Here is a 24,220-nt window from a genome sequence, read left to right on the forward strand (position 1 = left end):
CCTAACAAAACCTAACAACGATTTACCCGCTACAAGAGGATGAAGCCCAAACCAAACGATCAGGAGCATAATGAATGTCAATACAATTTAATCACCCTCATTCTAATCATGCCGATTTATTGGTGCTTGGGGGCATCGTGATCACCCCCAATGGCCCTGAATCTATCGATGTCGCCTGTGTCAATGGCCGTATCGCCGCTCTCGGCGATCTGCGTCATCACTGGAGTGCAGAAACCTTGCTGGACGCAACCGGACTACACGTCCTTCCCGGCGTGATTGATAGTCAAGTGCATTTTCGGGAGCCTGGTCTCACCCACAAAGAAGATCTGGAAAGTGGCACCCGTGGCGCCGTGCTTGGGGGTGTGACAGGCGTATTCGAAATGCCCAACACCCACCCGCTCACATTATGGGAAGGCGATTTGCAAGCCAAGCTTGATGCCGCACAAGGACGAGCTTGGTGTGACTACGCGTTCTATATGGGGGGCTCTGCAGTCAATGCGGAACAGCTAGACACTTTAGAAATGCTACCAGGCTGCGCGGGTGTCAAGGTTTTCATGGGCAGTTCCTTCGGTGACTTACTGGCCGACGAAGACGATGTGCTACGCCGTATTTTGCGGCATGGTAAGCGCCGCATGGCCGTGCATGCCGAAGACGAGACACGACTGCGTGAGCGTAAGGCATTGGTTGAAGCCAGTGGCGATGTAAGAGAGCACCATCATTGGCGTGATGTTGATAGCGCGCTACTCGCCACGCAAAGAATAGTCAGTCTCGCCGCTGAAACTGGTCGTCGCCTCCATGTCTTGCATGTCACCACAGCCGAAGAAATGGCGTTTCTCGCCCAGCACAAGCGCCGCGTAACCGTAGAAACCACGCCGCACCACCTCAGTATGTATGCCCCCGACTGTTATGAGCGCTTAGGTAGCTTGGCGCAGATGAATCCTCCTGTGCGCGAAAAACATCATCAGGATGCACTCTGGCAAGCTATCCGTAATGGGGTAGTGGATGTTATCGGTAGCGACCATGCACCGCACACCCGCGCGGAAAAGGCCAAGCCTTACCCGCAGTCGCCCAGTGGCATGACCGGAGTCCAAACCCTGCTCCCGCTGATGTTGGACCACGTGAATGCCGGTCGCCTTAGTCTGCAACGGTTGGTCGATTTGACCAGTGCTGGACCTGCGCGCATTTTTGGTATCGAGGGCAAGGGCCGGATAGCGCTCGGTTTTGATGCTGACCTCACGCTAGTTGATTTAGCTGCGCAAAGAACAATCCGTAACGAATGGATTGCCAGCCGCAGTGGCTGGACTCCCTATGACGGACTGCATATTACCGGCTGGCCTATTCATACCGTTATTCGTGGTCAAGTCATCATGCGCGACGAAGCTTTGCAAGGTTCACCGCAAGGCCAGGCCATTCGCTTTTTAGAAACGCCTACCAATCCATAACCAGCTAGGAGCTCACTTATGACCACGTCAACGCCTGATACCCATCCCCCAGAGGTTATTCACTTCGCGGCCCGCACGTCGATTGAACAAGTTGAAGAAGGCCACGATCTAGCGCCGAAATTCGATCAGGATGGCCTCATCGCCTGTGTCACTACCGACGCGACCAGCGGTGAGGTACTGATGCTGGGCTATATGAATCGTGACGCTTTGGAAAAAACGATACAGACTGGTGAGGCACACTACTGGAGCCGCAGTCGCCAGGTGTTATGGCACAAAGGAGCTACCAGCGGCTTGGTGCAGCGCGTGGTTGAAATACGTATCGATGATGACCAAGACGCCGTGTGGCTGCGCGTATCGTTATCTGCCGGCACTTATGCGGCACCAGCGAGCTGCCATGTTGGCTACCGTAGCTGCTTTTACCGTACTATCGAACTACAAACGGGTAAGATTGGCTATGCAGAAAACGCAAAGACCTTTGATCCAAAGCAGGTCTACGGTGATGCCCCTAACCCCACTATTTTATGAAATGAGAAAATTGTGTCTGAGTTAACCATCCCAACTGGGATCGCTATTCACCAATTTGCCAGCCTGCAAGCAGGACCTAGGCTGATCATATTGGGCGCGGTTCATGGCAACGAAGTGTGTGGCACCTTAGCCATTCGTCGCTTAATGACCGATATTGAGCAGGGCCGCCTCATTCTCACCCGTGGTCACCTGACGCTAGTCCCCATCACCAATCCACTCGCTTTTCAGCTCAAACGTCGCCACGGTGACCGCAACCTAAACCGCAATATGCGTGAGTCTGCTACCCCACAAGACTTCGAGGACCACTTGGCCAACGTCCTCTGCCCACTATTGAAAGCGCATGATGTTTTACTTGATCTGCACTCCTTCCATACGCCGGGCACCCCATTTGCACTCATTGGGCCAAGTAACAATCATGGTGAAATTGAACCGTTTACCCGCGCCCATGAAGAAGAAGCCCTCGCTTTGGCCTTAGGCGTTAGTCGTTTTGTGGAAGGCTGGCTGGAAACGTATGCCCAGGGCGTAAAAGATCGACAAGCCCGTGGCGCAGAGGCGAATATTGATTATGGCGTCGGCACAACCGAAACCATGCGCCGTTATGGCGGCATCGCGATCACGCTGGAATGTGGTCAACACGAGGAGGATGCCGCGCCCCAAATCGCGTATCAAGCGATCTTGAATACCTTGCACCATCTGAACATGATCCGTGATGCTGCGCCCCCAGCCCCCGCCGCTGCGCGCGAAGTTATCCGACTATACCGGGTGATTGATCGCCTTCATCCCGACGATACATTTTCGCGAGCTTGGCAAAGCTTTGAATCGGTCCAGTATGGCGATCTCATTGCTCATCGTCATGATGGCACGGCATTGATAGCTGATCGGGATGGCTGGATTGTTTTTCCCAATCCAAACGCACAAGTAAATCAAGAATGGTTCTACTTGGCAGAAAAATCGTCGCGGTTGAATCAGGGTTGAAGATCTTGTTTGAATGATACCAATCATGGAATCGTACCAATATGCCATTAATTCTGCAGATCGTTAGCGCCTGTTTGCTTGGTGGGGTATTAAGTTTACTTGCTGCAGGGTGTGTGATAGCAGGTCTTTCAAGGCGATGGCTGTCTTACGCTGTTAGTTTTTCCACGGGGATACTCCTGGCCACCGCAATGCTGCACTTGTTACCTGAAGCACTCAGTTCTGGTTTAACCCCGCATGAAGGCTTTCCTGTGCTACTTGGCGGGGTCCTTGGTTTCTTTATCCTGGAAAAATTAGCATTGTGGCGGCATGCTCAGCCACATAGCGGCCCAGGCACCGCTTTGTTGCATGAGGAGGATCGTTCGCTTCCTCATCATCTTGCTGAATCTGCCCCAGTGAGTATTTTGATTGGTGATGGCTTTCATAACTTCACCGATGGACTCCTCATCGCTGCTGCCTTTTTGACTGACCCAGCGCTCGGTTGGACAACTGCCGTCGCCGTCATCGCCCACGAGATCCCCCAAGAGGCGGGCGACTTTGCGATTTTATTAGCGGCTGGGTGGGGGTACAAACGGGCACTTTTCTGGAACGCGCTATCAAGTCTGGCATCGGTAGTGGGCGGCTTGGCTGGTTATATTGCGCTTGAACAGATTCAGGACTGGGTGCCCTATGTCATCATCCTCGCTGCAGCTAGCTTCTTGTATATTTCAATCGCTGACCTTTTACCTCGGCTCAAGTCCCAATGGCAAGGTCTCGGCTGGCATGGATTGCTGCTAGGCGCTGGCGTCGCGATCTCTGTGCTTTAATACTTAACGCCATTTCGGAGAACGAATATGAAAAAACATATTTTTATGGCCCTTCTACTCACGTCTTGGATGTCATCCCTGATCGCCCATCAGAAGCATGTACATGGTGAAGGAAATCTAGATGTCGCGATCGAAAAATCGACCCTCTCAATCATGTTGACCCTCCCTTTAGACGTACTGGTTGGCTTTGAACGCGCCCCCAAAAATGACAAGGAAAAGGCAGCACTGGCGTTAGCGGAGAAAACGCTGAGAGATGCTACTGCGCTGTGGATATTGCCCCCTGCTGCGAATTGCCGTATTGAATCTACCCAGGTACGCCTACCCAAATTTGAGGGAGGACATGCAGATATCAACGCCGACTATGTTTTCCACTGCAACGATCCAAACGTGCTTAAATCAATCGAGACCACCCTCTTTAAAGCCTTCAAACGCTTGTATCGCCTTGACGTTCAGCGGATTGGACCAACCGGGCAAGGCGCCGCTCGTTTAAGTCCTAATCGTCCCCGACTAAACTGGTAGAACGAATGTCTAGCACCGACACGCTCGCTATTCGGCTAAGTCAACTACGCTACAGTTGGCCACAGCAACAACAGGCTTGCATTGACATCCCTGTTTTCACAGTCGCACAGGGCGAGCGTGTATTTCTGCATGGGCCATCGGGGAGTGGTAAAAGTACGCTGCTGGCGTTGCTCGGTGGCGTGGCCAGACCACAATCTGGAACGATTCATCTGCTAGGGACTGATCTCACACGCTTACCCAGTGCTACCTGTAATCGCTTTCGCGCAGATCATATCGGCTTTATCTTTCAACAGTTCAATTTATTGCCATGGTTATCTGCCATGGATAACGTGTTGTTGCCTGGCACTTTTTCAGCACGACGCCGACACCAGGCTGGTGACTTACGCACGCAAGCACAGCATCTACTCACTCAACTCGACTTATCTCAAGCGCTCTGGCACTGCCCGGCCTCATCCCTGTCTGTCGGACAGCAACAACGGGTTGCGGCGGCCCGGGCATTAATTGGCAAACCGGAAATTGTGATTGCCGATGAGCCTACCTCGGCGCTGGATGACGCAAGGCAGCAGGCTTTTATTAATTTATTGCTAGCTGAAGCCAGTAGCGTTAATGCTACCCTGCTATTCGTGAGCCATGATGCTCGGCTGGCCACACACTTTGACCGTACGGTAGCACTCGCAGACATCAATCAGCCCAATAGGGAGCCTGCATGAAAGCCATCATCAAGCTTGCAGTCAACAGCGCTTGGGCACGTCGGCAGACTCTCATCATCGTCCTATTTTCGATTGCCTTGTCAACGGCGGTGTTACTAGCCGTTGAACGTGTACGCACCGATGCTCGAGCGAGTTTTACGCAATCGGTATCTGGCGTTGATCTGGTGGTGGGCGCACGTACCAGCCCAGTACAACTCATGCTGTATGCCGTTTTCCATACCGGTAATGCGACCCAGAATATCAGGATAGATAACGTCGAGCGTTTAGCAACACACCCTGACGTCGCTTGGGCTATCCCACTCAGTCTGGGAGACTCTCACCAGGGATTTCCTGTGCTAGGGACAACACCGCAATACTTCTCCCATTTACGTTATGGTTTACAACAACCCCTGTTTTTCGCCAAAGGGAAAAGTTTTGGCGGTACGGTGGATACGGTGTTTGAGGCTGTTATCGGGCATCAGGTAGCGAAAACCCTGGGGTATACCATTGGAGACAAAATCACGCTCTCGCATGGCATGCAAACTCTAGGGCCAGAGCATGCTGATAAGCCTTTTAGGGTTGTTGGCATCCTAGCGCCAACGGGCACGCCGATTGACCGTACAGTGCATGTCAGTCTTGAGGCAATTACGGCGGTTCATTTGGATTGGATGGGTGGGGTACCATTACCTGGGGTGAAGATCCCCGCCGAACATGTCAGAAAATTCGACTTACGCCCGCAAGATATCACTGCAATATTGATTGGGCTAAACAGCCGATCGACTGTCTTTAAGCTGCAGCGCCATATCAATAACGACCCTGGAGAACCGCTGCTGGCCGTCATGCCCGGTGTTGCACTGGATGAGTTGTGGCAAACACTCACGATGGTCGAGAATCTCTTGTTATTAGTATCATCCCTTGTGGTCATCGTTGGCCTAGCCGGGCTCACTGCAACCCTGATGGCTGGGCTAACCGAGCGGCGCCGTGAGCTAGCCATCTTGCGAGCCCTCGGGGCAGGCCCAAGAGATCTATTTCTGATGCTAACCGCTGAAGGTATATTCATCACGGTACTCGGTATCGCATTGGGCTATGTGTTATTGGCTGTCGGCATAACCAGCTTGGCTCCCCTACTACAATCCCAATTCGGGATTGTAGTATTGCAACGCCTGCCTACTTATAACGAATGGTGGTTAATCGGTGCCATCTTATTGACCGGCCTTGTCGCCAGCCTGCTACCTGGCTGGCGAGCATGGCGCATATCATTGGCTGATGGCCTAACCCCCAGATATTAGCCATAGGGTTCTACAGAAACGGAATACTTACAACCTGCTGGACCAACTTGCCAGGGCATCACATAGCGCCTTGATCTGACTTGGCGTATGCAAAGCCGAGAGCGAGACTCGAATCCGCGCGGTATGAGGTGGGACGGTGGGTGGGCGGATCGCTGAAGCCAGCAAACCCCGCTCAAGCAAATAATCTTTCAACGCCAAGGCTTGGCTTTCTGCGCCCACAATCAGCGGCACGATATGCGTGGTAGAGGTGCCCGTATCAAAACCCAAGGCTTGCACAGCGTGGCGGAATTGCGCAGCGGTTTCTAACAAAGCCGTGCGCGTAGCTTGTAGGCTGGGGAGCTTGGCCCAAGCGGCTTGCACCGCCCCCACTACGGCAGGCGATAAGCCCGTAGAATAAATAAAGCCCGTGCAGCGGTTGAGCAGATAATCGCGCACCACTTCGCTACACGCCACATACGCGCCGGACACGCCAATCGCCTTGCTAAAGGTGCCCATTACCGCGCCACGACGGCCTCCATCCATCCACTGCGCAGCCAGACCATAGCCCTGCGTGCCGAGCACACCCGTGGCATGCGCTTCATCTAAAAATAAGAACAAATTAAATTCATCGGCCAAAGCGGCGATGGCGGGCATATCTAAACAATCGCCATCCATCCCAAACACCGTCTCCGCCACCAAAAATTTCGGGCGGGGATCATGGGCATACTTTTCCAATAATTCGCGTAAATGCGTGAGGTCATTGTGCCGGTAGCGAAGCTGGTGCACACCGGCCAACTGGCAACCATGATGCAAACTAGCGTGATTCAGCCGATCGGCAAACACCAGTGGCTCGGCGCCCAATACTTTTTTATCCAGCAAGGCTGCCAGCGCGGTGGCATTGGCTTGATAACCAGAATTAAAGGTCAACGCGCATTCCGTGCCCTTCGCAGCGGCAATCGCCGCATCCAGTGCAGCATGAGGGGGCAAATTGCCGGACAGTAAGCGTGCCCCCGTTGCCCCCACGCCGTACGCCTGCGCACAGGCATGCGCAGCGGCAATCAGCTCAGGATCTTGCGCTAGGCCTAAGTAATTGTTGTGGGAAAAATCCGCCAACAAACCGGGCCATTCAGTCGATGGCAATGCGCGGCGCCGCGCACTGGGCTCAAGGCTGCGGGTGTAGTCAGAAAATTTAGATTGGCTGTTGCTCATGCCTGCATTGTAACGCGACGCTCAATCTGCGCTTACAATGCTCTTTATGTTGATATGTGCATAAAGTTGAATGAATTATGAGTGATTTGCATGCCCATGATGTTCTCATTATTGGCAGCGGCTTGGCTGGGCTGACCGTGGCGCTTTCACTGGCCAATGAAAAACGCGTGGCGATTGTGACCAAACGCGCATTGATAGAAGGTGCGAGTGATTGGGCGCAAGGCGGGATCGCGGCCGTGCTGGACCAAGACGAAGATAATTTCGCCGATCATATTCAAGACACGCTGATTGCGGGTGCGGGTCTGTGCGATGAAAACGCCGTGCGTTACATTGTGGAAAATGGTCCTAGCAGCATTCGCTGGCTGATTGAACAAGGCGTGCCCTTCACGCCCGATGCCAGCAGCAAAACTGGCTACCACTTAACCCGCGAGGGCGGCCATAGCCACCGTCGAATTATTCATGCCGATGATGCCACTGGCCATGCAGTGCAAACCACGCTGGAAGCCAAGGTACGTGCGCACCCGAACATTACCCTGTTTGAAAGTCATCACGTCGTCAACCTGATTACCACCGCCAAGCTAGCGAAGTGGGAAGGCGGGAATGAGCAAGCCATAACGGATAATCACTGCGTCGGCGCATATGTGTTTAACAAAGCCACGCAGCAGGTCGAAACCTTTACCGCGCCCTTTGTGGTGCTGGCGACGGGCGGCGCGGGTAAGGTCTATCTGTACACCAGCAACCCTGATACCGCGACCGGCGATGGCATTGCGATGGCCTGGCGCGTGGGCTGCCGCGTGGCGAACATGGAGTTTATTCAGTTTCACCCAACCTGCTTGTATCACCCTCACGCCAAATCATTTTTGATTACCGAAGCGGTGCGCGGCGAAGGTGGCAAACTGCTGCTGCCCGATGGCTCCCGCTTTATGCCCAGCCATGATAAACGCGAAGAGCTGGCCCCGCGTGATGTGGTGGCCCGTGCGATTGACTACGAAATGAAAAAGCGCGGCTTGGATTGTGTGTATCTCGATATTACGCACCAACCTGCCAAATTTATACTGAGCCACTTCCCCAATATTTACGCAACGTGTAAAGAATTGGGCATCGACATGACACACGAGCCCATCCCCGTGGTGCCCGCTGCGCATTACACCTGCGGCGGGGTGCTTACCGACTTACACGCCCGCACGGACATTACAGGCTTGTATGCGGTGGGCGAAGTCGCTTGCACGGGTTTACACGGCGCGAATCGCTTGGCCTCAAATTCCTTGCTGGAATGTTTGGTCATGGGCAAGGCGGCGGCCGCGGATATTTTGACGCGCCCAACGCAAACCATTCCATCTATCCCGCAGTGGGACGAAAGCCGCGTAACGCGGGCCGAGGAAGAAGTCACCGTCTCGCATGACTGGGATGAGCTGCGCCGCCTGATGTGGAACTACGTCGGCATCGTGCGCTCCAACCAGCGCCTAGCTCAAGCCCAACGGCGGATTAGCCTGCTCAAAGAAGAAGTGGATGAGTTTTATAACCGTTACTTGATCAGCCCAGATTTGTTGGAGCTACGTAACCTCACCACCGTCGCGGATTTAATTGTGCAAAGCGCCGTGCAACGTAAAGAAAGTCGGGGACTGCATTACACCAAGGATTTCCCAAACAAGGAAGCCTCGCCTAGCTTCACAATTTTGCATCGGCACTAATTCAATACCCTGACTACCCAACGCAAAAAACGGATAGGCTTATCTAGCCGATCAAGCTACAGTACACACATGGAAAAACTTGATCGGCTCGAACAATTCCGCCAACTCCTTGCCCAATCAGCGACTGAGTCCCACTCCGTCAGCGACATTGCCGCACAAGTGGGTGGTAGCCCAACCCACCTGCAACGCGCCTTTACCGCACGCTATGGCATTACGCCCAAACAATACCAACTGGCGCAGCGTCAGCAATACTTTAAGGCCCAATTGCGCCAGCAAGTGCCAGTGACGCAAGCACTGTATGAAGCGGGATATGGGGCGACCAGCCGCGTTTATGAAAATATCGATCAAACCCTGGGAATGACTCCGCGCCGTTACCAGCGCGGCGCGGCCGGAGAGGTCATCAGCTACGCCCTTGCCGACACACCTTTAGGCCGCATGCTCCTCGCTGCCACTGATCGGGGCTTATGCTGTGTGCAATTCGGAGAGGATGACGCCGCCCTGCTCTCGGCCTTACAGCGCGAATTTCCACAGGCTACGATTGACGCTATGCACACGCCCTCTCCCGCCTTTAGCGAATGGATTACCGCCCTCAATGCGTACCTGCGTGGTGAGCACGCCTTGCCCGATTTGCCGCTGGATGTTCGTGGCACCGTATTTCAAATCAAAGTCTGGCGCTACCTACAACAGATTCCCGCCGGCACCCACCAAACCTATATGCAAGTAGCCGCTGCAATTGGCCACCCCAAAGCGGTGCGGGCGGCTGCCAGTGCCTGCGCGGCGAATCGGCTAGCCTTACTCATTCCTTGCCACCGCGTCTTGCGTGGCGATGGTGGGTTGGGTGGCTACCGTTGGGGCTTGGATCGCAAAGCAAGTTTGCTAGACATAGAGCAATCAGATTAAGGTTTTGTCTGATCATGCGCCTCATACTTCGGCTCGGCACGGATAAAGGGGCGAGTTTGGTCCTCTGCTGAGAAAAAATGAATCCGCCCCGCTCGCGGCAAGCTTAGCGTCAAAATAATTAAGCCTAAACAGGCTGAGAAAATAGACCCGGTATAGACCCCTAACCGAACCGGTGTTGCGAGCGTCGGCTCAGTAAAGGCTAGCGCCCCAACAAATAAACTCATCGTAAACCCGATGCCAGCAATACAACCCACACCAATAATTTGACCTAAATTGCCTGGGGGTCTTGCCTTCATAAGCGTGGCACCCAAATAAGTCATGATCGCAATGCCGGCAGGCTTGCCGACCGCCAAACCCAGTGCCGTCCCTAAGGTTATTGGATGCATCAAATACTGACTGGCGCCGTTCAAACTGAGTCCGGCATTCGCAAACGCAAATATCGGCATAATGAAAAATAACACCCAAGGCCGAAACTGGTGTTCGGCTTCATGCAAAGGGCTATGCCCATCTTTTGCACGCAGGGGAATGCAAGCCGCTACGATCACCCCCGCAATCGTCGGACTGATCCCTGATTGATACATGACCGTCCATAAACCAATGCCCACCAAGAGATACAGGCCAATAAAAGGCAGCTTAAACCGGCCCATGATCCACAGCACGCTAGCAATACCCAGCGCTATCAACAAGTAATCCGTCAGAACTTGTTCTGTATAAAATAGTGCGACGATCAAAATCGCACCCAGATCATCCACCACCGCAACTGCAAGTAAAAAAGCCTTGAGGGCGACTGGAACACGATTCCCAAGCAGTGATAAAACGCCAAGCGCAAAAGCAATATCCGTTGCGGCTGGAATGGCCCACCCCTTAGCGAACCCAGCTTCCGCTGCAAATACCCAGTACAGAAATGCGGGCGCAGCCATTCCCCCTAAAGCAGCGAGCACGGGCAAGAACGCCGCTTTGGGATTAGATAGCTGGCCCTCTAACAGCTCGCGCTTCAGTTCTAGTCCAACAAAAAAGAAAAATAAGGCCATTAACGCATTTTTAATCCAGTAGGCCACGGTCATTTCTATACCACCACCCGTTGGACCAATACTGAAGGGCGTTGACAGTACGGTTTGATAGAGCGGGCCCAACGGCGAGTTAACGACCAGCATCGCCAACGCCGCAATCAATACCAGCAGAGCGCCAGGGAAGGCTTCTTGCGGTAAAAAACCCAATACTTTATGAGAAGAAGGAGCAGTCATAGAGATTAAGCAATCGCAATTAAATAAGCGGTATAGGCAGCGTAACCCAGCATAAATACACAGCCCTCCCAGCGTTGTAGCTTTGCCCCTGTACGCGCAAAATAAATCAACAGGACGGTGGTCATTAACATGACCCAGATATCAAAACGGATAATCTGTTGAGGAATCTGAATGGGTTGAATAATGGATGTCGTCCCTAAGATAAATAGCACATTAAATATATTTGAACCAACGATATTTCCATAAGCGACATCTGCATGTTTGCGCAGCGCCGCCATAACAGAAGTCACCAGCTCGGGCATAGAGGTTCCAACCGCCACAATGGTTAAGCCAATGATCGTATCTGAAACCCCCAACCCTTTCGCTAGAGCAATCGAGCCCTCTACTAAATAGCGCGCACCAAAAATGGTGATAGCAATACCGACAATCGCCATTCCGACTGAAAGCAGGATGCTGGTTGGTCCTTTGCGCGCATCTTCCGCACGATGCTCAGCCACCAGAGCTGCCTCATCCGGGATTCGTTTTTCTTGAATTGCAACATAGACTACATACATCAAGAGAGCCGCAACAAAGACACAGCCGACCCACCGATACATTTCGCCATGCAGCACGACTGCTAAACAGGCCAGGGTAGAGACCGCTAACATCAATGCGTCTCGTTTAAATCCCTTTGGATTAACAGTTAATGGATAGATCAGTGCCGATAGTCCCAAGATGAATAGAACGTTAGCAATATTTGAACCGACCACATTACCCACAGCAATACCTGGCGATCCATTTAACGCAGCCGTAACACTGGTCACCAACTCTGGGGTTGACGTACCAAACCCCACTAGGGTCAGACCGATCAATAACGGTGAAACACCCAGAGACTTAGCAGAGGCAACCGCACCACGAACAAGCAGTTCGCCGCCTGTGAGTAAAAGCGCTAAGCCCAGCCCAATACTGATCCAAATATCCATATGCTCACTCTTATCGTGGTTTAATCAGCTCACAACAACTTGGTCAAGACGAGGTGCTTCAAGGCAATGAATGAAGCATTAAATCGATCAGAGTCGAACAAACCAGGATAGTTCAACGCTTAAATAGAATTGAGTCAGCCAGTAATTCGGCATCATTGGGGGTTATTGAGCGTTAATCGGTTGATAAACTACATAAAACGCAGAAAGTGAACTCAATCGTTCAATGCATAATCAGTCAATAGATCACGTTCACCGGCTCGCGATTTGTCTGGCCTGCCGATTGTTGAATAGACCTTCAGCAGAGTAAACCAACAGTGCCAACCAAATTAACCCATAGCCCCACAGCTTATGTCCTTCCAGCGGCTCATTGTATAAATACACACCCAGTAAGAGCTGTAACGTGGGGCCAATGTATTGCAGTAAACCCAGCAATGAGAGCGGAATCCGTCGTGCCCCCGCCGCGAACAGCAAGAGCGGAATCGCAGTAATCGGCCCCGCCAGTAGCAACCACCCTTGCGTACTCAGCGGCGCAGACACCGCGTCGCTTTGGCCCTGCTGAATTAACCAAGCCCAATACGCCAAGGCAAAAGGGGCGAGGAGCAACGTTTCGAGCGAAAGTCCTTCCAGCGCACCCAAACTGGCGGTTTTACGCATCAGGCCGTACGTACCAAAGGAAAGCGCCAACACCAGCCCGATCCAGGGTAACTGACCTGCATCATAGGTTAGCCAGAGCACCCCCAGCGCGGCCAAAGCAATCGCCCCCCACTGCCCGCGTCGCAAGCGCTCCTTTAAGACCAGATACCCGAGCAAGACATTGATGAGCGGGTTAATAAAATAGCCCAAGCTGCCATCCACCACATGGCCGTTATTGACTGCCCAGATGTAGACCCACCAATTGAGTGAAAGTGCAGCAGAACTCGCCAAAAAACGCAACACCACTCTCGGTTGCTGGCGTAGGGCCGCCAGCCAGGCCCACTGGCGGCGAAACGCCAAGATCACGTACAGGAATACCGCAGACCACATAATCCGATGCAACACAATTTCCAACGCGCCTACACTTTGTAATTGCTTGAAGTACAGGGGAAACAAGCCCCACAAAAAGTAGGCGGCAGCGGCGTAGAGGATGCCGAGTTGCATCAGTTGAATGAATCCAAGCGCATCGAAAAATCGACCGATTGCACATCCTTGGTGAGGGTGCCAATCGAAATACGATCCACGCCGGTTTCGGCAATTGCGCGTAGAGTCGTTAGATTCACGCCGCCCGAGACTTCGAGCTTGGCCCGACCGGCGTTGATGCGAACTGCTTCGCGCACTTGGTCGAGGCTAAAGTTATCCAGCAAAATCAAGGTGCAGCCCCAGTCTAAGGCGTCGCTCAGTTGCGCGAGGGTTTCGACCTCGACTTGAATGCTCACGCCGGCATTGAGTGCTTTGGCTGCATTCAGTGCCGGCACCACGCCGCCTGCACCGGCGATGTGATTTTCTTTAATCAAAATGCCGTCATACAAACCAATGCGTTGATTCGCGCCACCGCCTACCCGCACCGCGTATTTTTGCGCTAAACGCAGGCCGGGTAAGGTTTTGCGCGTATCCATCACCACTGCATTCGTCCCCGCAACGACCTGCGCATATTCGCGCGTTTTAGTGGCGACACCAGAGAGGGTTTGCAAGAAATTCAGGGCCGGACGCTCTGCGGTGAGCAACGCACGCGTTTTGCCGGTGAAGGTACACACCGTATCGTTCGACTGCATGGCAGCGCCTTCCGCGATATGCCACGTTAATTCGATGTTGGGGTCTAAGCGTTTGAAACAAGCTTCAAACCACGCTTGCCCACACAACACCGCATGGTCACGGCAGATTACTTTGCCGCTGCGGGTCTGTTCGGCGGGCAACAACATCGCAGTCCAATCGCCCGCGCCCACATCTTCCGTCAGCGCAACGGTAACGTTATTTTCGATTTCAGTTGTTAAGTGATGAGTTTGCATAAGCATTTTGAGTTGATATTCGTATAGTCAAAAATAGTCCGGCGATAAAGCACATTGTTGCGGCAGCAGTGCGAATGTAGTTACTCATATTCCAGCGATCTCTTAAAACCTGCCAATTTTCTGGCGGCAAGTTAGGATTCCAATCTGCCATTTCTTGATTGATGGGCACATTCACCCAGCGCGTTAATACAAAAACCATCACAAAATAAATCAGTGCTACGATCAACCATGCTTTGGCGTATAACAGTGTTTTTCTTTGATAATAAGACCACGACAAAATGAATGGAAACACTGCAGAGCCAAAATAGACCATGCCAAAAACAACATTACGTACGACACGATTGATCGCTTGTTGTGTCAATACATAATGCTCTGCATCCAATTGCAAGGTAGCCGGTACAACGTCAAACGCAAAAGCAAAGAAAAAGCCTGCCATCAAACCAAGTAACAACAAGGTTAATAGTTGCACCAGCGTATGCCAGCGTGCATTCATGACTTCTCCTCTCAGCATTTCTCAATTGCTAGCCGCTAGCGTGCGCATACCATTACTATGCTGGCCCCATCCCATGCGCATATTTTTGGTTGTAGGTTTCGGCAGGTTTGCTCACGCCCGCTTGCACCGCAAAATCCAGCATGCGGTCAATACAGCGCACGGCTTGTTGCCCAATAGCAGGATCAACGAACACTTCATTGCTGCCGGTTTCTAAGGTGCGAGCCAGATTACGCAAGCCATTCATCGCCATCCACGGGCAATGGGCGCAGCTCTTGCAGGTGGCGCCATTACCGGCGGTAGGCGCTTCAATAAAGACTTTACCGGGCGCGGCTTGCCGCATTTTGTGGAGAATGCCGTTATCGGTCGCCACAATAAATTCCAGCGCATCCAGCTCTTGGGCCGCTTTGATGATTTGCGTGGTTGAACCGACCACATCCGCCATTTGCAACACGCTGTCAGGTGACTCGGGGTGTACCAAAACCTTGGCGAGCGGATGTTTGTCTTTCAGGGCCAGTAATTCATTCGCTTTGAATTCGTCATGCACCACACACGCAGCTTGCCAGAGCAGCATATCAGCGCCGGTTTTTTGTTGAATGTAGTGCCCGAGATGTTTATCGGGTGCCCACAGAATTTTTTTGCCTTGGGCGTGCAGATGTTCGACAATTTTGAGGCCAATACTAGACGTCACCATCCAGTCGGCCCGCGCTTTGACCGCCGCGCTGGTATTGGCATACACCACCACTTCGCGGTCAGGATGCGCATCACAAAAGGCCGCAAATTCATCGGCGGGACAACCTAAATCCAAGGAGCAAGTGGCCTCTAAATCCGGCATCAAAATGCGTTTTTCGGGGCTGAGAATTTTGGCCGTTTCCCCCATAAAGCGCACCCCGCACACGACCAGTGTTTGGGCGGCATGGGCTTTGCCGAAGCGCGCCATTTCGAGCGAATCAGAAACACAGCCGCCCGTTTCATCGGCGAGGTCTTGTAGATCGGGATCGGTATAGTAATGCGCCACCAGTACGGCGTTTTGTTCTTTGAGCAAGCGCTTGATCTTGGCTTTGAGTTCCGTGCGCTCATTCGCACCCGGCTCTTCGGGCACCCGCGCCCAAGCCTGCGCCACGGTGGAGTCGTGGCGACAAAATTCAACGGGGAAAGTAGCAGTAGTGGCTGTCGTCATTTCAGCAGTCATGACCTATGGGGTCTCCGATGGATCTATAACTCCGCTATTGTAAGTGACTACAGCCGACCTTACTGGAACAAGCTTATTTGCTTGCTGACAGGTAGTTATTTTTTACGCGCACATAGTGCTCGGCGGAATAGCGTAGATAGGCGATTTCCTCGGGCGTGAGCGGGCGCACTTGCTTAACGGGTCGGCCAATGTATAGGTAGCCGCTTTCCAGCACTTTGCCAGGGGGAATTAAACTCCCCGCCCCCACCATGACTTGGTTCTGCACCACGGCATCATCCATTACCGTCGTGCCCATGCCGATTAGACACTCATTGCCAATCGTACAGCCATGCAATATGCAGCTATGCCCAATCGTCACGTAATCGCCAATGATGAGCGGTGAACCCTCGGGCTTACTCGGCGTCTTGTGCGAGACATGGCACATGGTCAGGTCTTGCACATTGCTACACACCCCAATGTGGATATGGTTCACATCGCCGCGCAAGACTGCGTGGCACCAGATAGAACTGTCTTGCCCAATTTTGACATCGCCAATGATTTGTGCGCTGGCATGGAGAAAAACCTGTTCCGCGATGTGCGGAAAGGTATCGAGATATTTTTCAAGCGGCATGATAAAAAAGTGAAATATAAAAATTAAAACGCAGTTAGTATGGCCCCGTTAGGGTATTCAGAATATCCGCGTACCAGGCACAGTTTAGCCCAAGCGCCTCATCGACTTCGATATCGCGTGACCCCACATCGAGCCGGGCTGAATGCACGCCCAGCAGAAGCCAAGGCAACGTAGCTTGGTCCACCGTGGGATGCATAATGCGCATGACGACTGGCGCACCGCTGGTGCCGCGATGGGTGCGGGCATCGGTTAAAAAGTAGCCTTGCCCCTGAAACCGCAAGCCAAAGGAAGAGGCAATAATCGCTTGCCGCACCACCGGCATGTGATGCAAGGTATCGTGAAACCCCAAGGGGAACCCCACCACCAACAAAGAGCTGCCGACTTCGACTTGATGGTTCATCGCCACCAAATGGGCCGGCGTAAAGGCTTGATAAACAGCGGTTACGGGCAGTGCGGCCCGGTCAATTTCAATCAAAGCCACATCCACCTCACCCGCCGCGTCATTCGTTTGTCGCCACAGGCTTTGTCCATCGCGATACAGGGGAATAGAAAAACCAATGGATTGCGCCATGTTCTGCGCATTGGTATGCAACTCAATTTCTAAACGACTGGGGAAATGTTTGCTCGGTTCATCGTAAATCACATGCCGACTAGTGACCAAAAACAGCCGTTCATCCCGTGCAAAGAAGAATCCACTGGCATTTGTCAGCGGTGTATCAATGTCATACGTAAAGATGGGAACCGCGCTGAGTAGAATGGATTCGATCATCGTGTGGCAGTCATAGAAGAAAAGGCATGGACATCCAAGACTGCCCATTATGCGCCTATCTGCGATGATAGTAAGTTTAATAAAAAGCCCCTGCACAGGGTGCAGGGGCTGGGTGTGGCTATTTCTGAAAGTTAACCTTGCAACTCTTCATACAACGGCAAAGTCAAAAACTCCGTAAATTGCGAACTGGTGGACATTTGTTCAAAAATCTCCGCCGCCCGCACATACGTAGCCTCATAACGTTCTGCACCAATGGCATCTTTGATCTTAGCCATTTCTTCAGGGATAAACTGGCGAACTAACTCTGCCGTGACTTTGCGACCATCATCCAGCGTGCCTTTGGGTGAGCGAATCCACTGCCACACTTGCGAGCGCGAAATTTCGGCGGTGGCGGCATCTTCCATCAAGTTAAAGATGGGCACGCAACCATTGCCCGCCAGCCAAGAACCGAGGTATTGAATCCCCACGCTGATGTTGTTGCGCAAGCCCGCTTCGGTGATGGGCGCTTCAGGTTGGAAGTTGAGCAAATCCGCCCCAACCACTTGCACATCATCGCGTTTTTTATCGATTTGGTTCGGTCTATCGCCCAACACTTTTTGAAACTCGGCCATCGCAATCGGTACCAAGCCTGGGTGGGCTACCCAACCACCATCGTAGCCATCCCCCGCATCGCGGGCTTTGTCGGCGCGTACACCGCCCATGGCCACCTCGTTTGCAGCCTCATCATTTTTAATGGGGATGAGGGCGCTCATGCCACCAATCGCCGGGGCATTGCGCTTGTGGCAAGTTTTGAGCAACAGCAAGGCATAGGCACGCATAAACGGTACGGTCATGGTGATGTTTTTGCGGTCGGCCAAGCAGAAGTCTTGATTGACTTTGAATTTTTTGATGCAGGAGAAAATGTAGTCCCAGCGCCCTGCGTTCAGGCCCGCGCTGTGTTCGCGTAGCTCGTACAAAATTTCGTCCATCTCAAACGCGGCAAGAATGGTTTCAACCAACACCGTGGCTTTAATCGTGCCGCGCGGAATGCCGATCTCTTCTTGTGCCAACACGAAAATATCGTTCCACAAGCGGGCCTCTAAATGGCTTTCCATTTTGGGCAGGTAGAAGTAAGGGCCAGAACCACGTGCTAACAATTCTTTGGCGTTGTGATAGAGGTAGAGCGCAAAATCAAAAATACCGCCGGATACGCGCTGACCATCGACGGTCACGTGTTTTTCATCCAAATGCCAACCGCGTGGGCGTACGACCAGCGTGGCGACTTTGTCATTCAAGCGATAGCTTTTGCCGCCGCTTTCCAGCGTCAGCGTGCGCCGAACCGCTTCTTTTAAATTGATTTGACCTTGAATCTGGTTATCCCAGCTCGGCGCGTTGGAATCCTCGAAGTCGGTCATATAACTATCCGCGCCGGAATTAAGCGCGTTGATAATCATTTTGCGTTCAACCGGGCCGGTGATTTCAACCCGGCGGCATTGCAGGTCGGCAGGCAGCGGGGCAATCGTCCAATCCCCTTCGCGAATCGCACGGGTGTCGGTGAGGAAATCGGGCAGTTTGCCACCATCCAGTTCAGCCACGCGGGTTTGGCGAGCAGCCAGTAAGCTTTGGCGACGCGCCTCAAACTCCCGATGCAGTTTGGCCACCAAGGCCAAGGCATCCGGGGTCAGAATCTGGGCAAATTCGGGGGAAATATCGGCAGTAATCTGCATGCCGGTGGGCAGGGAAATCGTCATGGTGGCCTCCTTGGTGGTCTTTGTTTACGATGGATTGACTGTACACCCAGCTCTTTCACCTTAAAAGCATGAAATAGTGGCAAGATTTATGACTTATTTAGCTGTAATTGCACTTGGACACTCTAAATGCTGATTTGGGGTACGCTCTCATAATGCAAACACCTTCAGATATCACACCCACTGGCGCAGCAGCGTCACCCTACGAAATCAAATGGCTCAACACGATTAGCGACTGCCCCGCCACCTCTTGGAATGCTTTGCTTCATCCCAAGCATACCGACATGGGTGGGCAGGTGTTTGCCCGGCATGAATTTCTCGCCGCGCTGGAAACTGCCGGCTGTGTGAGCCGCCAAACCGGCTGGCAGCCGCGCCACCTCACCGTATGGGAACCGGCCACCGAGAATCAGGCTGCACGCTTAGTCGCCGCCTGCCCGCTGTATTTAAAAACCCATTCGTATGGCGAATTTGTTTTTGATTGGTCATGGGCCGAGGCGTATCAGCGGCACAGTTTGGCGTATTACCCCAAGCTCCTCTGCGCCGTGCCCTTTACGCCCGTACGTGGGCCACGCCTGCTGGCGGAAACACCTGCCTTGCAAGCGCTACTCATCAGCACCCTGCAAACGGCAGTGCGCGAACTGGGTTTGTCATCCCTGCACCTGCTCTTTCCGCCCAACGCGCAAACCTCACCCTTAAGCGAAGCCGGGTGGGCGCTGCGCACCAGCGTGCAGTTCCATTGGCAAAACCAAGGGTTTGCGCATTTTGAAGATTATCTGCAAGGACTGACGCAGAAAAAGCGCAAGAATATCCGCCAAGAGCGGCGCTATGCCGCGCAGCATGGCCTCCAGTATCAACACCTGAGCGGTGCCGAGATGCGCGAACAGGACTGGGCGGATTTTTATGCCTGCTATGCCCACACCTATCATGTACGCGGCAATCCACCCTATTTGAACCAGGCCTTCTTCACTTTGCTGGGGCAACATTTACCCGAACATGTGCAGGTGATTTTTGCGACCGATCCGCAGCAATCTCAGCGGCGCGTGGCTGCTGTTTTCTTGATGGTTGATCACACCCTGGACACGCCCACCGCTTATGGGCGCTATTGGGGCGCACTGGGCGATTATCCCTATTTGCATTTTGAGCTGGCGTATTACCAGAGCATTGAATATTGCATTCGGCATGGCATTCAGCGCTTTGAAGGTGGCGCACAGGGCGAACACAAAATGGCACGGGGGTTTATGCCGGAACCGCTGCTATCGGGGCACTGGATGGCCCATCCTGGCTTTCATGAGGCGGTGGCTGATTTTGTGGCGGCTGAAACCAAGGGCATGCAACATTATCTGGATGAGCTGGCTGAACATAGTCCGCTCAATCATTCAAGCCTCACCCTGCGCGTGGCGTAAGCAAACGCCAACTATTTCAGCGGCGTTTCAATTTGCGTTAATTGTTCGGGCGTAAGCCAATGCCAGCTCCCAGGCGCCCAGTCGGGAGGCATTACAAACTGGCCAATCGCAATCCGCTTGAGTTGTTCCACGCGATTACTCACCGCCGCCAACATGCGCTTAACCTGATGGTATTTGCCTTCGGTAATCGTTAAGTGCAAACAGCATTCATCTTTAATGTCTGCCGCATGGGCGCAGACTGTATCGGGGTCGTCGTTCAACACCACGCCATTTAGCAACTGTTGCGCCATCGCCTCGGTGAGCGGATGCTTGGTTATCACCTCATACACTTTCGGCACCATTTTTTTCGGCGAAGTACAGCGGTGGATAAACTGCCCGTCATCGGTGAATAGCAACAAACCCGTGGTGTCTGCATCCAAACGTCCAACCGGTTGCACCTCACGTTGCCGCAGCGGAACCGGCAGCAGATTCATCACACTGGGATAGTGCTTGGGTTTGGTGGAACACTCGTAGTCAGCCAGTTTATACAGCGCGACATAGGCTTTCTCTTGATAAGGCCAAGCCTCGCCAGCGATAGTGAGCTGATAGCCCGTTGGGTTTAATTTCTCGCGGTACGAATCAATGGTCTCGCCATTCACTTGTACTTGTTCGGTCTCAATTAAATACTGGCATTCACGGCGTGTGCCGAAGCCTTGCGATTGCAGAATCCGATCCAGGGTTTGTAGCGTGGGCATAGTAATCAATCAGGTTGAAATTGGTTTTATGATGCAGGCAAGATTATGTAGGCAAACTAAAGGATACCTAGATGCCACAAAAAAATTACCTGATTGTCTTGCAAGCGATTGTGCTATTTGCGCTCCTAATCTCTGGGCTACAGCCCTTTGATCGGATTACTTGGTGGCTGGAGGTGTTTCCGGTGCTGTTTGGCTTGCCCCTGCTCTGGCTAACTTATCGCCGCTGGCCGCTGACGCCATTGCTGTATAGCTTACTCGCCCTACATGCGGTGATTTTGATCGTGGGTGGCGCATACAGTTATGCGCGTGTGCCACTTGGATTTACCTTGCAAGAGTGGCTTCATCTTAGCCGCAACCCCTACGACAAGATCGGCCACTTTGCCCAAGGTTTTGTCCCCGCGCTGATTGCACGGGAAATTTTGTTAGGTGGAGCCTATGTTCAAGGCCGCAAGATGCTCGCGTTTATTTGCATCTGCATCGCCCTGGCGACTAGCGCTAGCTATGAATTGATTGAGTGGGTTGCGGCACTCATTCTCGGCCAAGGGGCCGAAGAATTTCTGGGCACTCAGGGCGATATATGGGATACGCAGTCCGATATGGCGATGGCTTTACTCGGTGCTTGCTGCGCCTTGGCGCTGCTAAGTCGTAGGCATGATCGGCAAATACAAAAACTACGCTGATTACTCTCTAAATTTATTGGTAATCGGATACCGCCAGTCACGCCCAAAGCCGCGCTCGGTCACGCGAATGCCTACCGGTGCTTGGCGACGTTTGTATTCGTTCAGCTTAATTAAGCGCACGACTTTATTCACCACCTCCGCCGCATGGCCGCTGGCGATGATGTCGACGACAGGCTCATCTTGTTCCATGTAGCGACGAATTATATCGTCCAGCACTTCATAGGGCGGCAAGCTATCTTGATCGGTTTGATCGGGTCGCAGTTCGGCGCTCGGGGCACGCGTGAGAATGCGTTCAGGAATATCCGGGCGCAGGGTATTGCGATACGCGCACAGGCGATACACCATGGTTTTCAGCACATCTTTAATCACGGCAAAGCCCCCCGCCATGTCGCCATACAGTGTGCAGTAGCCCGTTGCCATTTCGCTCTTGTTGCCGGTGGTCAGCACAATCGAACCATATTTGTTGGAGAGTGCCATCAACAGCGTGCCACGAATCCGCGCTTGTAAATTTTCTTCGGTGGTGTCGGCTTTCAGGCCCTTAAATTCGTCTGCGAGCGTGTGCAGGAAGGCATCGAAGCAGGGCTGAATAGACACTTCGTCATAACGTACCCCGAGGTTTTCCACCAAAGCCCGCGAATCCAGCCAGGAAATTTCAGCGGTGTACGGTGAAGGCATCATCACGGCGCGGACTTTGTCTGGCCCCAGCGCATCCACGGCCACGCAGAGCACCAGTGCCGAATCCACCCCGCCGGACAAACCCAGCAGCACACCGGGGAAGCCATTTTTCTGCACATAGTCACGCACGCCCATCACCAGCGCGGCATAGACTTCGGCTTCCAAGCTTGGGGCGGGTTCAGCGACAGCATTCGAAATAGCTTGCAGCTTGCCATCTGCATAATCCACAAACACCATATCTTCGGCAAAGCTGGGGGCTTGCGCTACGCAGTCGCCCTGTGCATTGAGTGCTACCGATGCGCCATCAAACACCAATTCGTCTTGCCCACCTACAAGGTTGGCATAGCAGATCGGCAAATTGGTTTCCTGAATGCGCTGGCGCAGCACATCTAGGCGTGTGGTTTGTTTACCCATGTGATAAGGCGACGCATTGAGCACCAATAGCACTTCGGCACCGGCCGCTTTCGCGCATTCAGGCGCATAGGCAAACCAGGTATCTTCACAAATATTCAATCCCAGACGCACGCCCTGACACTCGAAGACACAGGGGCGATTGTCGGGTGTGAAATAACGCTGCTCATCAAAGACCGTGTAATTCGGTAAATCATGTTTGTGGTACTGCGCGACAATTTGCCCACGGTACAGTACCGCCGCCGCATTAAAAGCCTTGCCTTGAGGATTCTGCGCGGGGTAGCCCACAACGACATGCACTTCTAACTCCGCCAGCTCGGTTGCCAGCGCGGCCAGCTCCTGTGCACAGGCCTGATAAAACGCGGTGCGCAAAAGTAAGTCTTCCGGTGGATAGCCCGTGAGCGATAGCTCGGGCGTTAACACCACGTGGGCCCCTTGGGCGGCCGCCTGTTGCGCCGCGCGCAGTAGTTTTTTACGATTGCCGGGCAAGTCGCCAACAACACAGTTGAGTTGAACCAGAGCCAGACGAAGGGTCATAAGTGACATCCACAGAGCAATGAAAAAACAATCATTATCTTAACGGCAAGAAAAAGCGCAGGCCTTTTCAGGCACTGCGCTTGGAGCAGCATGATTATTCACTGAGCTTATACTCAATTCAGTAATAGCTCTAGCAGTCTAAAGTGGCGATGTTATTTCGCCGCTGCCGCATTGGCCAGCCCTTTGCGGATCTCCGCTTTGGCGACCTCTGCATCTGCCCAGCCTTTTACTTTGACCCACTTGCCTTTTTCGAGGTCTTTATAGTGCTCGAAAAAGTGGCGAATCTGATCGAGTTGTATCGCGGGCAGATCCTGGGGTTTTTGCAAGCTCTCATACAAAGGCAACTGCTTTGTCGTGGGCACAGCGAGTAATTTCGCATCACCGCCGGCTTCATCATCCATTTCTAACACGCCAATCGCACGACATTTGACTACCGCACCAGCCACAATCGGGAAAGGAGTCAACACTAAGACATCGACCGGATCACCATCATCCGCAATGGTGTTGGGGATATACCCGTAATTGAGCGGATAACGCATTGGGGTCATCATAAAACGGTCTACAAACAGCGCGCCTGTTTCTTTGTCGATCTCATACTTAATCGGGTCCGCATTCATGGGGATCTCGATAATGACATTGAATTCTTCTGGGGCTTTGGTGCCGGGACCAACGCGGTCTAAGTTCATAGCTGTATCCAATCAAAAAACTAACGTGGGTTGATTATAACTTCCTGAATCCATTGCCAAGGCGCAGCGATCTGCAAAAGCTTAATAATTAGACAAT

At 52.8% G+C, this 24,220-nt stretch carries 24 protein-coding genes; 11 read left to right on the forward strand and 13 right to left on the reverse strand.

What is annotated here, in order from left to right; all coding sequences use genetic code 11:
* Positions 1 to 74: 74 nt before the first annotated feature.
* The 7 genes from DU000_RS04620 to DU000_RS04650 are packed head-to-tail and all read left to right on the forward strand — an operon-like array spanning position 75 to position 6,242.
* On the forward strand, positions 75 to 1,442 hold the full coding sequence (locus DU000_RS04620) for a dihydroorotase (RefSeq protein WP_114402209.1): 1,368 nt from the start codon (positions 75 to 77) through the stop codon (positions 1,440 to 1,442).
* An 18-nt stretch (positions 1,443 to 1,460) separates the two neighbouring features.
* Positions 1,461 to 1,967 carry a phosphoribosyl-AMP cyclohydrolase gene (gene hisI, locus DU000_RS04625; protein ID WP_114402210.1) on the forward strand — a complete coding sequence of 169 codons (507 nt, stop codon included), beginning with the start codon at positions 1,461 to 1,463 and terminating at the stop codon, positions 1,965 to 1,967.
* A gap of 12 nt (positions 1,968 to 1,979) precedes the next feature.
* Positions 1,980 to 2,942, forward strand: a complete 963-nt coding sequence (locus tag DU000_RS04630) for a M14 family metallopeptidase (RefSeq protein ID WP_205074016.1) — start codon at positions 1,980 to 1,982, stop codon at positions 2,940 to 2,942.
* 41 nt (positions 2,943 to 2,983) lie between these two features.
* Complete coding sequence (locus DU000_RS04635) at positions 2,984 to 3,745, forward strand: ZIP family metal transporter (RefSeq protein WP_114402211.1); 762 nt, start codon at positions 2,984 to 2,986, stop codon at positions 3,743 to 3,745.
* 27 nt (positions 3,746 to 3,772) lie between these two features.
* Positions 3,773 to 4,264 (forward strand): DUF2796 domain-containing protein, encoded by a 492-nt coding sequence (locus DU000_RS04640; protein WP_114402212.1) that lies wholly within the window; start codon positions 3,773 to 3,775, stop codon positions 4,262 to 4,264.
* Positions 4,265 to 4,269: 5 nt separating this feature from the next.
* On the forward strand, positions 4,270 to 4,974 hold the full coding sequence (locus DU000_RS04645; RefSeq protein ID WP_114402213.1) for an ABC transporter ATP-binding protein: 705 nt from the start codon (positions 4,270 to 4,272) through the stop codon (positions 4,972 to 4,974).
* Entirely contained in the window at positions 4,971 to 6,242 is a 1,272-nt protein-coding gene (locus DU000_RS04650; protein WP_114402214.1) for an ABC transporter permease, read from the forward strand. Before DU000_RS04645 ends, DU000_RS04650 begins: the two co-directional genes overlap by 4 nt.
* 27 nt (positions 6,243 to 6,269) lie before the next feature.
* Here DU000_RS04650 and DU000_RS04655 read toward each other — a convergent pair whose 3' ends face one another.
* On the reverse strand, positions 6,270 to 7,430 hold the full coding sequence (locus DU000_RS04655) for an aminotransferase class I/II-fold pyridoxal phosphate-dependent enzyme (RefSeq protein WP_114402215.1): 1,161 nt from the start codon (positions 7,428 to 7,430) through the stop codon (positions 6,270 to 6,272).
* Positions 7,431 to 7,507: 77 nt separating this feature from the next.
* On the opposite strand from DU000_RS04655, the gene nadB reads away from it, so the two are divergent.
* Both nadB and DU000_RS04665 read left to right on the forward strand, forming a co-directional pair.
* On the forward strand, positions 7,508 to 9,121 hold the full coding sequence (nadB, locus tag DU000_RS04660) for an L-aspartate oxidase (protein WP_114402216.1): 1,614 nt from the start codon (positions 7,508 to 7,510) through the stop codon (positions 9,119 to 9,121).
* 69 nt (positions 9,122 to 9,190) lie between these two features.
* Positions 9,191 to 10,021, forward strand: coding sequence for a bifunctional transcriptional activator/DNA repair enzyme AdaA (locus DU000_RS04665; protein WP_114402217.1), 831 nt, complete (start codon positions 9,191 to 9,193; stop codon positions 10,019 to 10,021).
* On the opposite strand, the gene nhaA is transcribed toward DU000_RS04665, so the two are convergent.
* The 9 genes from nhaA to aceB form a co-directional block, all read right to left on the reverse strand.
* Positions 10,018 to 11,265: a Na+/H+ antiporter NhaA gene (gene nhaA, locus DU000_RS04670; RefSeq protein WP_114402218.1), complete on the reverse strand. Its 1,248-nt coding sequence runs from the start codon at positions 11,263 to 11,265 to the stop codon at positions 10,018 to 10,020. The genes DU000_RS04665 and nhaA overlap by 4 nt on opposite strands.
* 5 nt (positions 11,266 to 11,270) lie before the next feature.
* Entirely contained in the window at positions 11,271 to 12,227 is a 957-nt protein-coding gene (locus tag DU000_RS04675) for a calcium/sodium antiporter (protein WP_114402219.1), read from the reverse strand.
* A gap of 249 nt (positions 12,228 to 12,476) precedes the next feature.
* Complete coding sequence (gene rarD / locus DU000_RS04680; protein ID WP_114402220.1) at positions 12,477 to 13,364, reverse strand: EamA family transporter RarD; 888 nt, start codon at positions 13,362 to 13,364, stop codon at positions 12,477 to 12,479.
* Positions 13,364 to 14,209: a carboxylating nicotinate-nucleotide diphosphorylase gene (nadC, locus tag DU000_RS04685; protein ID WP_240001802.1), complete on the reverse strand. Its 846-nt coding sequence runs from the start codon at positions 14,207 to 14,209 to the stop codon at positions 13,364 to 13,366. The genes rarD and nadC overlap by 1 nt, the downstream gene beginning before the upstream one ends.
* Positions 14,184 to 14,702 carry an anthrone oxygenase family protein gene (locus DU000_RS04690; protein ID WP_158529633.1) on the reverse strand — a complete coding sequence of 173 codons (519 nt, stop codon included), beginning with the start codon at positions 14,700 to 14,702 and terminating at the stop codon, positions 14,184 to 14,186. Before DU000_RS04690 ends, nadC begins: the two co-directional genes overlap by 26 nt.
* Before the next feature lie 55 nt (positions 14,703 to 14,757).
* Positions 14,758 to 15,879: a quinolinate synthase NadA gene (nadA, locus tag DU000_RS04695; RefSeq protein WP_114402758.1), complete on the reverse strand. Its 1,122-nt coding sequence runs from the start codon at positions 15,877 to 15,879 to the stop codon at positions 14,758 to 14,760.
* An 85-nt stretch (positions 15,880 to 15,964) separates the two neighbouring features.
* Positions 15,965 to 16,501: a gamma carbonic anhydrase family protein gene (locus DU000_RS04700; RefSeq protein ID WP_114402223.1), complete on the reverse strand. Its 537-nt coding sequence runs from the start codon at positions 16,499 to 16,501 to the stop codon at positions 15,965 to 15,967.
* A 34-nt stretch (positions 16,502 to 16,535) separates the two neighbouring features.
* Complete coding sequence (locus DU000_RS04705) at positions 16,536 to 17,270, reverse strand: S1 family peptidase (RefSeq protein WP_114402224.1); 735 nt, start codon at positions 17,268 to 17,270, stop codon at positions 16,536 to 16,538.
* Between the two features lie 131 nt (positions 17,271 to 17,401).
* The gene (gene aceB, locus DU000_RS04710; RefSeq protein WP_114402225.1) at positions 17,402 to 19,000 is read right to left on the reverse strand and encodes a malate synthase A; all 1,599 of its coding nucleotides are present in this window, start codon (positions 18,998 to 19,000) and stop codon (positions 17,402 to 17,404) included.
* Positions 19,001 to 19,152: 152 nt separating this feature from the next.
* Between aceB and DU000_RS04715 the strand changes: the two genes are divergently transcribed.
* Complete coding sequence (locus DU000_RS04715; protein WP_114402226.1) at positions 19,153 to 20,400, forward strand: GNAT family N-acetyltransferase; 1,248 nt, start codon at positions 19,153 to 19,155, stop codon at positions 20,398 to 20,400.
* 11 nt (positions 20,401 to 20,411) lie between these two features.
* On the opposite strand, the gene DU000_RS04720 is transcribed toward DU000_RS04715, so the two are convergent.
* Complete coding sequence (locus DU000_RS04720) at positions 20,412 to 21,134, reverse strand: pseudouridine synthase (RefSeq protein ID WP_114402227.1); 723 nt, start codon at positions 21,132 to 21,134, stop codon at positions 20,412 to 20,414.
* Positions 21,135 to 21,205: 71 nt separating this feature from the next.
* Between DU000_RS04720 and DU000_RS04725 the strand changes: the two genes are divergently transcribed.
* Entirely contained in the window at positions 21,206 to 21,814 is a 609-nt protein-coding gene (locus DU000_RS04725) for a DUF2238 domain-containing protein (protein WP_114402228.1), read from the forward strand.
* Here DU000_RS04725 and DU000_RS04730 read toward each other — a convergent pair whose 3' ends face one another.
* Together DU000_RS04730 and ppa are read right to left on the reverse strand one after the other, a co-directional pair.
* Positions 21,815 to 23,437 (reverse strand): NAD+ synthase, encoded by a 1,623-nt coding sequence (locus tag DU000_RS04730; RefSeq protein ID WP_114402229.1) that lies wholly within the window; start codon positions 23,435 to 23,437, stop codon positions 21,815 to 21,817. It lies immediately after the preceding gene.
* Positions 23,438 to 23,589: 152 nt separating this feature from the next.
* Complete coding sequence (ppa, locus tag DU000_RS04735) at positions 23,590 to 24,123, reverse strand: inorganic diphosphatase (protein ID WP_114402230.1); 534 nt, start codon at positions 24,121 to 24,123, stop codon at positions 23,590 to 23,592.
* Between the last annotated feature and the right edge of the window lie 97 nt (positions 24,124 to 24,220).

Origin of the sequence: Parvibium lacunae (assembly GCF_003335215.1) — a bacterium.
Taxonomy (GTDB): domain Bacteria; phylum Pseudomonadota; class Gammaproteobacteria; order Burkholderiales; family Burkholderiaceae_D; genus Parvibium; species Parvibium lacunae.